Genomic DNA, 12402 nt, shown 5'->3' on the forward strand with positions numbered 1-12402 from the left:
CAAATACAACCATGAATGATATTGCTGTAGCTTCGGGGAAGGGACGACGTACGCTCTATACTTATTTCAGTAGAAAGGAAGACGTCTATTACGCTGTAATAGAGTCAGAGTTGGAACGCCTTTCCGATAGATTGGATGAGGTGGCCAACTGCAAGATGCGTCCACAGGATAAGATTATCGAACTTATCTATACTCATCTCAGTATGATTAAGGAGACGGTGGTACGTAATGGTAATTTGCGTGCTGAATTCTTCCGCAACATCTGGATGGTGGAGAAGGTGAGAAAGAACTTTGATGAGGATGAAATCGAAATCCTCCGTCGTATCTATCGTGAGGGAAAGGATGCAGGTGAGTTTGATATCGACAATGTAGATCTGGTTGCCGACATTACTCATTATTGTATCAAGGGCTTGGAAGTACCTTTCATCTATGGCCGTTTGGGACATGGCATGAATGTGGAGGCAAGCAAACCATTGGTTGCCAAGGTGGTTTATGGCGCCTTGGGTAAATCGGGATTGAAACTGTAATCTCAATCGTTCAAGGTTGATAGATTTTTCCCGATTGTGCAATCGTTCATGAGAAAATCAAATTGATCATTCATTGATTATTCAAATAGATCATTAATTTAATAAATACAAAAAGAAATGGGATTATTAACAGGTAAGACAGCCCTTGTAACAGGTGCTGCTCGCGGCATCGGTAAGGCTGTCGCAATGAAATTTGCTTCTGAGGGTGCTAACATCGCATTCACAGACCTCGTACTCAATGATGATATGGCTGCAGGTTTGGAGGCTACCCGCAAGGAGATTGAGGCTCTCGGCGTAACATGCCGTGCATACGCTGGTAACGCTGCTGACTTCGAGGAGACTGAGAAGACAGTGAAGCAGATTCATGCTGATTTCGGTTCTATCGATATTCTCGTTAACAACGCTGGTATCACCAAGGATGGCTTGATGCTCCGTATGTCTGAGGCTCAGTGGGATGCTGTATTGAACGTAAACTTGAAGTCTGCTTTCAATTTTATCCACGCTTGCTCTCCTATCATGCTCCGTCAGCGCAGCGGTTCTATCATCAACATGGCTTCTGTGGTAGGTGTTCATGGTAACGCAGGTCAGTGCAACTATGCAGCTTCTAAGGCTGGTATGATTGCTTTGGCTAAGTCTATCGCTCAGGAGTTGGGTCCTAAGGGTGTTCGTGCCAACGCTGTAGCTCCTGGCTTCATTGAGACTGCCATGACAGCTCAGTTGCCAGAGGAAATCCGTAAGGACTGGATGAAGAAGATTCCTTTGCGCCGTGGTGGTCAGACAGAGGATATCGCTAACGTTTGTCTCTTCCTCGCTTCTGATATGTCTAGCTACGTAAGTGGTCAGGTTATTCAGATCGACGGTGGTATGAACATGTAATCTATTGGCATCTGTTTTAACAACAAAATGCAGGTAGTTTACGAAGACAACCATATAATTATCGTCTCTAAGAGAAGTGGTGAAATCGTGCAGGGCGACAAGACCGGCGATGAGCCTCTCTCTGAGACGGTAAAACAGTATATCAAGGAGAAATACCAGAAACCGGGTAATGTATTCCTGGGTGTGGTGCATCGACTTGACCGTCCGGTTTCGGGACTCGTGGTGTTTGCCAAGACTTCGAAGGCACTGAGCCGACTGAACACCATGTTCAGGGATGGTGAGGTTCACAAGACCTATTGGGCGATTGTGAAGAACATGCCGAAGGAGACCGAGGCGACATTGACCCATTGGATTGTAAGAAACGAGAAGCAGAACAAGAGCTACGCTTACGACCATGAGGTGAAGAACTCGAAGAAGGCGATATTGAAGTATAAGGTGATAGGTCATACCGATCATTATACACTTCTGGAAGTGAACCTGATGACGGGAAGACATCATCAGATCAGATGTCAGTTGGCTAAGATGGGATGCCCTATCAAGGGCGACCTGAAATACGGTTCCCCTCGCAGCAATGCTGACGGCAGTATCTCGCTTCTTTCGCACAGGGTAGAGTTTGTGCATCCCGTATCGAAGGAAACCATCGTGGTGGAGGCTCCTCTGCCAGATGACAACTTATGGAGAGCTATCGCCCCTTGATGAATGTCGGGGGGAGTTAGTTTCTCATGATTCTCACAGAGATGATGGAATCCCTAGGAATTCATCATACTCCAAATACTAACTTGTTGATTCGTTCTGAATATTTTTAGTAAAATAACATGCTTATGAAGAAGTATGCGAAGTGGGTGGGTGTGGCACTTCTGATTCCATTCCTGCTTATCATATTGTTGGCTGTGTTGCTTTACTTCCCTCCTGTACAGAATTGGGCGGTGAAGCAAGTAGCTTCTTATGCTTCTGAATCGACGGGCATGGATATTTCTGTAAAGGAAGTAAAGCTTGTCTTCCCTCTTAAGCTGGGAGTGGAAGGTGTAAAGGTTTTGCAACCAGTCGATTCGCTCAGAAACAGCCCTAACTTAACTTTAAGAAACAGAAAAGATACCGTAGCCGACATCCAGAAGATGGTGGTAGATGTGCAATTGCTTCCCCTCTTCAGTAATCAGGTGATGGTTGATGAACTGAACTTCACGAAGATGAAGGTGAATACCACCAATTTCATCCACGAGGCCCGGATCAAGGGCGATGTGGGCAAACTCCAGTTGAAGGCACATGGCATAGATCTGGGCAAGGAGCGTGTGAACGTGAACCATGCGCTTATAGCTGATGCCAGACTTTCGGTGGAACTGAGCGATACCGTTCCGCCAGATACCACGCCAAGCAGCAATTACTGGAAGATCAACATACAGCAGCTGAAACTAAAGAACACCGACTTTACCTTACACATGCCTGGAGATACCCTCCAGGTGAATGCTTACATGGGTGATGCGCTGGCTCGCACCACCTATCTCGACCTGTATAAAGGTCTCTACCAGATAAGACATCTGGATTGGAAGAACGGCAGGGTGAACTACGATCAGAATTACGTGCGTCCTGTTTCGGGAATGGACTTCAACCATCTTGCCTTCTCGGATATGGCATTGAAGGCAGATTCCTTCTATTTCTGTGATTCCAAGCTTGACATCAAGATAAAGGAAGCCAAACTGAAAGAGAAGTGTGGCTTGAAGATAGACCAGCTTGCTGGCCGCTTTGTGATGGATTCTTTGAAGATGCAGCTGCTTGATATGGCGCTTCGTACGCCGGTTTCCAACCTGCAGGCTTCTGTAGATATGGATTTGAATGCCTTCGACGAGAAAGCACCTGGAAAACTGATGGCCCAGTTGAAGGGCTCCCTGGGACGTTCAGACCTCTTCCTCTTCGTGGGCGATGCGTTGCCGAAGCCAATGAAGAACCGTTGGCCTTACTATCCGATGAAACTGGAAGGCACCTTCAAGGGCAACCTGCAGCGTGCCGCTTTCTCGGGAGTGAAGATAGATTTGCCTACTGTATTCCGGTTGACTACCGATGGAACCATCGCCAATATAAACGACATGGATCGCATCAAGGCGAACATCAACCTGAAGGCAAAAACCTATCATCTTGGTATGGTTACCGCCATGCTCGATCCTTCTTTGATGCAGGAAATCCGCATACCAAACGGCATCGGCATCCAGGGCAATCTGAAGATGGACGGTACGAAGTATGGAGCCAGGCTGGCGCTTACCGAGGGTAGGGGAAGCATGAAGGTGGATGCTACCGTCGATGTCAAGACCCGCAAGGATGGAAGTATCGACATGAATCGCCTGGCTTATCAGGCTAGAATCCATGCGCGCAATATCCATGCGCAGCATTTCCTGCCAAAACAGGAACTCTATACCTTTACCGGAGATGTGGAGGCCAGGGGTATGGGCACCGACTTCCTATCGCCAAGAACCCGATTGTTGGCAAAGGCAAAGGTGAGCCAGTTGCATTATGGCAAACATCATCTCCATCATGTATTGGCAGACGCACAGATAGCTAATGGTAAGATTCACGCCAAGCTGGATAGCAAGAACGAACTGCTGGATGGCGTGATTTCGGTAGATGCCCTGGCTAGTACCAAGAAATTGCAGGCTACTTTGGTAGCCGACGTGCGCCATGCTGATATGTATGAGTTGCAGGTTACCAAGAAGCCGGTTTCAGCATCGCTTTGCGGGCATATTGATATGAATTCTGACTTGAAGGACAGTCATCAGGTTTGGGCTTTGATGGATGATATCACGATACGTACGCCAGACAGTATCTATCGTCCGGGCGGTATGAATGTGGACATCAAGACCAGCAGGGATACCACCCATGCCATTGCCGCATGTGGCGATTTCCGTCTGAACATGGATGCACATGGTGGCTATGAGAAGCTTCTGGACCAGGTGATGGGATTGAAGAAAGAACTGGTTTCCCAATTCAAGAACCATCATATTGACCAGGTGAAGATTCGAAACAGTTTCCCTCTTGGTCATATCTATCTCACTACGGGTAAGAATAATTTCATCTCGCGCTTCATCCAGTATATGGGATACAACTTCAAGTCGGCGGAGATGGATTTCAATTCTTCTCCTGTAGCCGGACTTGAGGGTTATCTCAACATCGATTCGCTGGTGGCCAGCGGCATGCAGATAGATACCATCCGTGCCACGGTTCATACTCAGTCGGATACCATCCGCTACTCGGCTCACATACAGAACAACAGGAATAATCCGCAGTATGTGTTCCGTGCCCTGGTGGATGGAGAGGTGCAGGATTTGGGCTCCAACCTGAAGGCACGTATCTATGATGCCAACAACCGCCTGGGGGTGGATGTGGGTCTGGCTGCCATGTTGCAGCCTAACGGTGTGAAGCTTACCCTTATTGACCCACATCCGGTGTTGGGATACAAGAAATTTACAGCCAATGAGGATAACTATCTGATGTTGGCTGACGATGGCCGTGTATCTGCCAACCTGGTGTTGAGAGGGTCGGGCGGAATGGGTATGCGTGTTTATTCCAACGATGAGAACGAAGATGCATTGCAGGATATCACTGTCAGCATGAGCCAGTTTAATCTCGACAAGGTGCTGAGTGTGATTCCTTATATGCCGGATATTTCGGGTATCATGGATGGTGACTTCCACGTGATACAGACCAAGGATGAGTTGTCGGTATCTTCTAACCTGAAGATAGACAACATGGTATACGAGAAATGTCCGATGGGCGATGTGGGTTCTGAATTCACCTATATGCCAAAGAGCGACGGATCGCACTATGTGGATGGTATCCTGACCTATAATGGCGAGGAAGTAGCCACGGTTACGGGTACCTACAAGTCAGGAGGCGCAGGCGAACTCGATGCAGAAGTCGGTTTGGAGCGATTGCCTCTGCACTTTATCAACGGTTTTATTCCCGACCAGCTGATGGGTCTGAAGGGATATGGAGAAGGCAAGCTGACCATGAAGGGAGCGTTGAGCAACCTGGATATGGATGGCGAGGTATATCTGGATTCTGCTTATCTGGTGAGTGTGCCATACGGCATCTCCATGCGATTTGCCAATGACCCAGTGCGCATCATCGACAGTAAGCTGCTCTTCGAGAACTTCATGATGTATGCCAACAACGAGAGCCCGCTGAATATTCAGGGTGACCTGGATTTCACGAATGTGGAGAACATGAAACTCAATGTGCGCATGCGTGCCCAGAACTTCCTGCTCATCGATGCCAAGGAGAATGCCCGTTCGGAGGCTTTCGGAAAGGCGTATGTCAACTTCTATGGCAGTATGCAGGGAGCCTTGAACAATCTGAAGATGATGGGTAAGATTGATGTATTGGGCAAGACCGATATGACCTACGTGCTGCGTGAGTCGGAGTTGACCACCGATACCCAGTTGGAAGAACTGGTGAAGTTCACCGATTTCAAGAGCGGTAAGCAGGTGGTGGTAGCCAAGCCAACCCTGGAGGGTTTCGATATGCTGATGAGCATCTCCATTGATGAGTCAGCCCATATCCTGTGTGCCCTGAATGCAGAGAAGACCAACTATGTGGATTTGTTGGGTGGTGGCGACTTGCAGATGAGATATAATACGGTGGATGGCATCCGTCTGACGGGTAGATACACCCTGAGTGATGGCGAGATGAAATACTCGCTGCCTATCATTCCGCTGAAGACCTTTGATATCCAGGATGGAAGTTACATCCAGTTTACCGGCGATCCATTCAATCCTACCCTGAGCATCACGGCTACGGAGAACATCAAGACTACCGTGAATGAAGGTGAGGGCAGTGGACGATCGGTGGATTTCATCTGTGGTGTGAAACTGAGTCAGACTCTGGAAAAGCCGGGCATCCAGTTTATCATCTCCGCGTCGAACGACCAGACCGTGCAGGATGAATTGAATTCGATGAGCGTAGAGGAGCGGGGCAAGATAGCCATCACGATGTTGGCATCCGGCATGTATCTGGCGAGTGGTTCAACGAGTTCGTTCTCGATGAACAGTGCCCTGACTTCCTTCCTCAATTCGGAAATCAACAATATCGCAGGTACAGCCATGCGAAGCATCGGACTCGATGTGGGCATGACGGTAGATAACCAGACCAATGCGGCGGGTTCCGTGCATACCGACTACAACTTCAAGTTTGCCAAGCGATTCTTCAACAATCGTCTGAGCTTCACGGTGGGTGGACAGGTTTCCACCGGTGCCGAGTTGGATAATGCGAATTACAACAAGAACGAATCGTTCTTCAACAATGTCGAGGTGCAGTATCGTCTGAACGAAGGTGCCAGCATGTATGTCCGTGCCTTCTACAACGCCAACACCTACGATTGGCTGGAAGGACAGATTGGCGAATATGGTGCCGGTTTCACCTGGCGCAGAAAGCTCTCGAAGTTCACGGATATCTTCCGTTTGAAGGCAGACAGGCAGGATTCCAACCTCATGCCGAATTCAAGAATGAAGAAGGATTCCGTCAGTAAAGATTCAATTAAAAACAAGTAATCATGAGAAAAGAGAATAGACTTCACCTTATTATATATATGACAGCATCCACGATGCTGTCATCCTTCCTCTTTACGGGGTGCTCCTCTACGAGTGCCCTGAAGGAAGGCGAGCAGCTTTTTGCGGGATTGAAGCCTATCGAATATACCAACTACGAGGAGAACAGCTATGCCGACTCTGTGAAGGAGGAGATGGAGTATGCCCTGGCATCCGCTCCTACGGGTGCCTTTATGGGTAGCAGCTATTACCGCACCCCATTCCCGGTGCGTCTGTGGATATGGAATGCTTTCTCGCCATCGGATAATGGACTTTCCCGATGGATTACCAAGGTGTTCGGATCCAAGCCTAAGCTGATGGAGAATGTGAATCCGCAGTTGCGTGCGCAGGTGGCTGAGCACCAGTTAGATAAATACGGCTATTTCAATGGAAAGGTGGATTATGAGGTGCAGACCCAGAGCAATCCGAAGGAGGCAAAGGTGGCTTATAAGGTTGATATGGGCCATCTCTGGCGCCTGGATTCCGTGGCTTATCTCAATTTTCCTGATCATGGCAAGCAGCTCATCGACTCTACCATGGAGCAGGCGGTTATCAGAAAAGGAAGTCCTTTCAATGTCTCGAAACTGGAGCAGGAGCGCCAGCGACTGACCCGACTTTTCCGCAATCATGGCTATTATTTCTATCAGAACAGTTATGCTTCCTATCTTGCCGATACGGTGAATGTGCCGGGCAAGGTGAACGTGCGTCTCTCGATGGTTGACAGCATCGAACCGGAAGCCAAGCGACAGTGGTATATCGGTAACATCAACATCAACTTCAAGAAACAGTTTATGGAGGAGATGACCGATTCCTTCGTGCGTCGCTATCTGAGTTTCCGGTATGCGGGCAAGAAAATGCCGATTCGTGCTGGCGTGGTGCTCCGCGAGCTGAAGCTGCGACCACGCAAGCTCTATATGGTGGATGATGAGACCACGGCGAAGGCAGGATTGCAGTCGATGGGACTCTTCAGTTATACCAACCTGCAGTTTGTGCCCCGATCTACCCAGATCTTGGATAGTTTGGGAAATGTGCAATATTGCGATACCCTGGATGCCAACATCGACCTGGTGTTCGACAAGCCATACGATTTCTATATCGAGGCGAATGCCAAGGGCAAGACCACGGGTAGAGTAGGACCGGAGCTCGTGGTGGGTTTAACCAAACGCAATGCCTTTCGTGGAGGAGAGAAACTGGATATCAACTTTCATGGAGCGCACGAGTGGCAGACCATCACCGGACAGGGCGGCAGTTCTAACAAGATCAATTCCTATGAGTTCGGTTCAGATGTCTCCGTATCCTTCCCAAGCATCATCACGCCTTGGAATGCCTTCCGCACCATGGCGCAGAACGAGCGCAGGTTTCGCAGGGGACATATCCCACGCAGATATTACGGTACGCCAACCACCACCGTGAAGGCATCCATGAACGTATTGAATCGTGCCGGCTATTTCCGCAGGCATGTGGCAGGAGGCGAGTTGACCTACGATTGGGCCACTTCTTATCAGCATCGCCATTCGTTCAGTCCGCTGATTCTCTCGTATGAGTATATGAACTCCTCTTCGGCAAAGTTTGACAGTATCCTGGCGAACAATACGTATATCGCAACCACGATGGCCGACCGCTTTGTGCCTAAGATGAGTTACACCTATACCTATCGCAGTGCGCAGAAATACCGCAGTCCTATCGTATGGTCTACCACGGTGAGTGAGGCGGGTAACATCCTGTCGCTGGGTTATCTTGCCAGTGGCAGAAAATGGAACAAGGAGGGCAAGACGCTCTTTAAGAACGAGTATTCCCAGTTCTTCAAGGTGGAGACGGATTTCGTGAAATACTGGCGTATCAACGAGAACTCTACGTTGGTGGGACATTTGAACGGCGGCGTTATCTGGAGTTATGGCAATTCAGATACTGCTCCTTATACCGAGATGTTCTATGTGGGCGGTGCCAACAGCATCCGTGCCTTCAATGTGCGTGGCGTTGGTCCGGGAGAGCAGAACTACAGTGCCGTAGGAAACAAGTATGCCAACATCCTTCGCACGGGCGACATCAAGTTGCAGGCAAACCTGGAGTATCGTCCTAAAATCTGGGGCGACCTTTATGGCGCCTTGTTCCTGGATGCCGGAAACGTATGGATGAAGGATGCCGATTTCTCGGAGTATGAGGCATTCAAGTTCAACAGGTTCTATAAGCAGCTTGCCGTGGGCACGGGTCTGGGTATCCGTTACGACATGGGCATGTTTGTGGTGCGTGTGGATTGGGGTATCGGTTTGCATCTGCCGTATGATACCGGCAAGAGCGGATTCTACAATATCCCAAGCTTCAAGAAGAACCAGAGTCTTCATCTTGCCGTGGGTTATCCATTCTAGAATTTATGGATAGAAAGGGCAAAAGCCTCCCATTTTGGTATGTAAAACTCCACAAAACGTTTAAATGTTGATATAAATCAAAAAAAGTAGAGAAAAGATGCCGCTAGGTGCGTTTTTTTTATTACTTTTGCAGTGTTTAAGATATAAACTATCAACTATTAAATAAAAAAAGATTATATGAAACCTACATTATTGCTTTTGGCTGCCGGTATGGGTAGCCGTTATGGTGGTTTGAAACAGCTCGATGGTCTGGGCCCAAATGGTGAGACAATCATGGACTACAGCATCTACGATGCTATTCAGGCTGGTTTTGGAAAGATTGTTTTCGTTATCCGCAAGGATTTCGAGGATCAGTTCCGTGAGAAAATCCTCTCTAAGTACGAGGGTCATATCCCTGCAGAGCTTTGCTTCCAGGCATTGGACGATCTGCCAGAGGGATTCAGCGTACCAGAAGGTCGTGAGAAGCCATGGGGTACAAACCATGCAGTGTTGATGGCTAAGGACATCATCAAGGAGCCATTCTGCGTTATCAACTGCGATGACTTCTACAACCGTGACTGCTTCATGGTTATCGGCAAGTTCCTCTCTGAGCTTCCAGAGGGTAGCACCAACAAGTATGCTATGGTAGGTTTCCGCGTAGGTAACACCCTGAGCGAGAATGGTACCGTGGCTCGTGGTATCTGCTCTAAAGATGAGAACGAGAACCTGACTACTTGTGTAGAGCGCACCGAGATTATGCGTATCAACGGTGAGGTTTCTTACAAGGACGAGGAAGGCAAGTGGGTTGCCATCGGCGACAACACTCCTGTTTCCATGAACGTATGGGGCTTCACTCCAGACTACTTCGAGCACAGCGAGGCTTACTTCAAGGAGTTCTTGAGCGATCCTAAGAACATGGAGAACAAGAAGGCTGAGTTCTTTATCCCATTGATGGTTAACAAGCTCATCAACGAGGGTACATCTACCGTGAAGGTGCTCGATACAACAAGTAAGTGGTTTGGTGTAACTTACGCTGCTGACCGTCAGAGCGTGGTTGACAAGATCCAGAGCCTCATCGACGAGGGTGTATATCCAAACAAGCTCTTCTAATTCAAGTAGATGGATATCAATTTAAATAAGATAACAGATCAGGAAGCCGCTATTCTCCGTGAGATGATAGCGGCTTCTCAGCATATTGTCATTTGCGCACATAAGTCGCCGGATGGTGATGCCATCGGTTCGTCCCTGGGATGGGCCTATTATTTGCGTTCTCTGGGCAAGGCTCCTGTCATCTGTGTGCCTGATATGATTCCGGATGCCCTTTCCTGGATGCCGGGATGTGATGATATTCTGCGCTATGACAAGCGTCCTGAGCTGGTGCAGAAGGCCTTTGATGAGGCCGACCTCGTGTGCTGTCTTGATTTCGGAAGTGTTGGCCGTCTCGACGAGATGGACCCTGTGCTGATGGGATGCAAGGCAAGAAAACTGGTGATAGACCATCATCTGGCTCCTAACCTGGAGGTGGATCTGAAAATTTCTGATCCGCATGCCAGCAGTGCCAGCGAGTTGGTATTCCGGGTAATATGGCAGTTGGGCGGTTTCCCTGAGTTGGATAAGACCTGGGCTACCTGCGTTTACTGCGGTATGATGACGGATACGGGTGGATTCACCTATAATTCCTCTAATCCGGATATCTACTACATCATCTGCCAGCTCCTTACCAAGGGCATCGACAAGGATAAGATCTATCGCAATGTCTTCAACAATTCCCGTGTATCTGCAGTAAGATTCCGTGGTCATCTGATGAACGAGAAACTGCAGGTCATCGAGTCGCTCCATGCCAGTTACTATACGGTAACCCGCAAGGAACTGAAGCAGTATGATTTCATCAAGGGCGACCTGGAGGGTCTGGTGAATGTGCCGCTTACCATCAAGGGCCACAAGCTTTCCATCTCTCTTCGTGAGGATACGGATATTGACAACCGCGTGTTGGTAAGTCTCCGTTCGGTGGATGATTTCCCATGCAACAAGATGGCAGAGCAGTTCTTCAATGGCGGTGGCCATCGCAATGCTTCGGGTGGCAAGTTGCTTTGCAGCATCGAGGAGGCAGAGAAGATAGCACAGAAAGCCATTCTGGCTTTTGCTGATTTATTGAAGTAGGAATGCTGGCTTATTGACATAAGAATGCTTTTGTTTTTTCGTTAGAAATAGCTTAAAAAATAAGAAAACAACGCTGAAAGGGGTGTCAGGATGATAATAAGTGATAAATAATAATAAAATCGTCCTCTTCCTCTCGGTGTTGTCTTTTCTTTTTTGTACCTTTGCCGAATAAATCAGATTTTTATAATAATAATGAAGAAATTTTTATTTGCTATAATGGCTTTTGCGGCTCTTTTCTCGCTTGCCGCATGTAATGATACGGAGACTTATAAGGAGCAGCGTGACCGCGAGTTGGACTCTATCAGCTCTTTCCTGCGCCACGAGAATGTGAAGGTGATTTCTGAGGAAGAGTTCAAGAGTCGTTGGGAAAAGAAGCAGAAGGACAATAGCGTGGTTCTTACTGATACTTCCAAGAACAACAACGAGTATGTGCTCTTCAACAGTAATGGTATCTACATGCAGGTGTTGGACATGGGCTGCGGCGATTATATCCAGAAGGGTGAAACCACCGATGTGCTCGTCCGTTTCTATGAGTACAACCTGGGTCTTAAGGCTGCCATCTGCAATGAGTCATTGCAGTTGACTAACAACACCGTGGTTTATTCCTATATGCTCGACAAGATGAGCGTAACCAACAACTCGGGAACCTTCACAGGCTCTTTCGATACATCCAACAGTCTGATGGCTGCCACATATAACAGCAGCACTTATTATGGTACCAGTGGTACCGTGCCAAGCGGCTGGTTGATTCCGTTCAGCTGGGTGAAGATTGGTCGTCCTAAGAAAGATAGCGAGCATGTAGCCCATGTGCGTATCCTGGTTCCTCATTCATACGGTACCACAGCCGCTTCTGGAAGCGTTTATGCCTGCCTCTACGACATGACCTTGCAGCGAGGCAGATAATATAGTGTGACTATTAACTTT

General features: G+C 48.2%; 8 protein-coding genes (1 of these 8 only partly in view). All 8 read left to right on the top strand.

What is annotated here, in order from left to right:
• Positions 1–527: the 3' portion of a TetR/AcrR family transcriptional regulator gene (locus KUA49_RS00465; protein WP_203051777.1), read on the top strand. Its footprint begins 70 nt before the window's first position; only the last 527 of its 597 coding nucleotides appear in the window; the start codon falls outside the window, past its left edge; the stop codon is at positions 525–527.
• A gap of 117 nt (positions 528–644) precedes the next feature.
• Entirely contained in the window at positions 645–1403 is a 759-nt protein-coding gene (gene fabG / locus KUA49_RS00470; RefSeq protein WP_089544922.1) for a 3-oxoacyl-[acyl-carrier-protein] reductase, read from the top strand.
• Between the two features lie 27 nt (positions 1404–1430).
• Positions 1431–2099: an RluA family pseudouridine synthase gene (locus KUA49_RS00475; protein WP_203051776.1), complete on the top strand. Its 669-nt coding sequence runs from the start codon at positions 1431–1433 to the stop codon at positions 2097–2099.
• A gap of 125 nt (positions 2100–2224) precedes the next feature.
• The gene (locus tag KUA49_RS00480) at positions 2225–6937 is read left to right on the top strand and encodes a translocation/assembly module TamB domain-containing protein (RefSeq protein WP_218412405.1); all 4713 of its coding nucleotides are present in this window, start codon (positions 2225–2227) and stop codon (positions 6935–6937) included.
• A gap of 2 nt (positions 6938–6939) precedes the next feature.
• The gene (locus KUA49_RS00485) at positions 6940–9339 is read left to right on the top strand and encodes a BamA/TamA family outer membrane protein (RefSeq protein ID WP_218412406.1); all 2400 of its coding nucleotides are present in this window, start codon (positions 6940–6942) and stop codon (positions 9337–9339) included.
• A gap of 177 nt (positions 9340–9516) precedes the next feature.
• Positions 9517–10428 (top strand): nucleotidyltransferase, encoded by a 912-nt coding sequence (locus tag KUA49_RS00490; RefSeq protein ID WP_218412407.1) that lies wholly within the window; start codon positions 9517–9519, stop codon positions 10426–10428.
• Positions 10429–10443: 15 nt separating this feature from the next.
• On the top strand, positions 10444–11478 hold the full coding sequence (locus KUA49_RS00495) for a DHH family phosphoesterase (protein WP_412178602.1): 1035 nt from the start codon (positions 10444–10446) through the stop codon (positions 11476–11478).
• A 192-nt stretch (positions 11479–11670) separates the two neighbouring features.
• Positions 11671–12381 carry a DUF4827 domain-containing protein gene (locus tag KUA49_RS00500; RefSeq protein WP_218412409.1) on the top strand — a complete coding sequence of 237 codons (711 nt, stop codon included), beginning with the start codon at positions 11671–11673 and terminating at the stop codon, positions 12379–12381.
• Positions 12382–12402: the final 21 nt, after the last annotated feature.

Origin of the sequence: Segatella copri (assembly GCF_019249655.2) — a bacterium.
Classification (GTDB): Bacteria; Bacteroidota; Bacteroidia; order Bacteroidales; family Bacteroidaceae; genus Prevotella.

Excerpts from the sequence above, each read along its gene's own strand:
- fabG (WP_089544922.1), top strand. The coding sequence starts at position 645 with ATGGGATTATTAACAGGTAAGACAGCCCTTGTAACAGGTGCTGCTCGC.
- KUA49_RS00475 (WP_203051776.1), top strand. The coding sequence starts at position 1,431 with ATGCAGGTAGTTTACGAAGACAACCATATAATTATCGTCTCTAAGAGA.
- KUA49_RS00480 (WP_218412405.1), top strand. The coding sequence starts at position 2,225 with ATGAAGAAGTATGCGAAGTGGGTGGGTGTGGCACTTCTGATTCCATTC.
- KUA49_RS00485 (WP_218412406.1), top strand. The coding sequence starts at position 6,940 with ATGAGAAAAGAGAATAGACTTCACCTTATTATATATATGACAGCATCC.
- KUA49_RS00490 (WP_218412407.1), top strand. The coding sequence starts at position 9,517 with ATGAAACCTACATTATTGCTTTTGGCTGCCGGTATGGGTAGCCGTTAT.
- KUA49_RS00500 (WP_218412409.1), top strand. The coding sequence starts at position 11,671 with ATGAAGAAATTTTTATTTGCTATAATGGCTTTTGCGGCTCTTTTCTCG.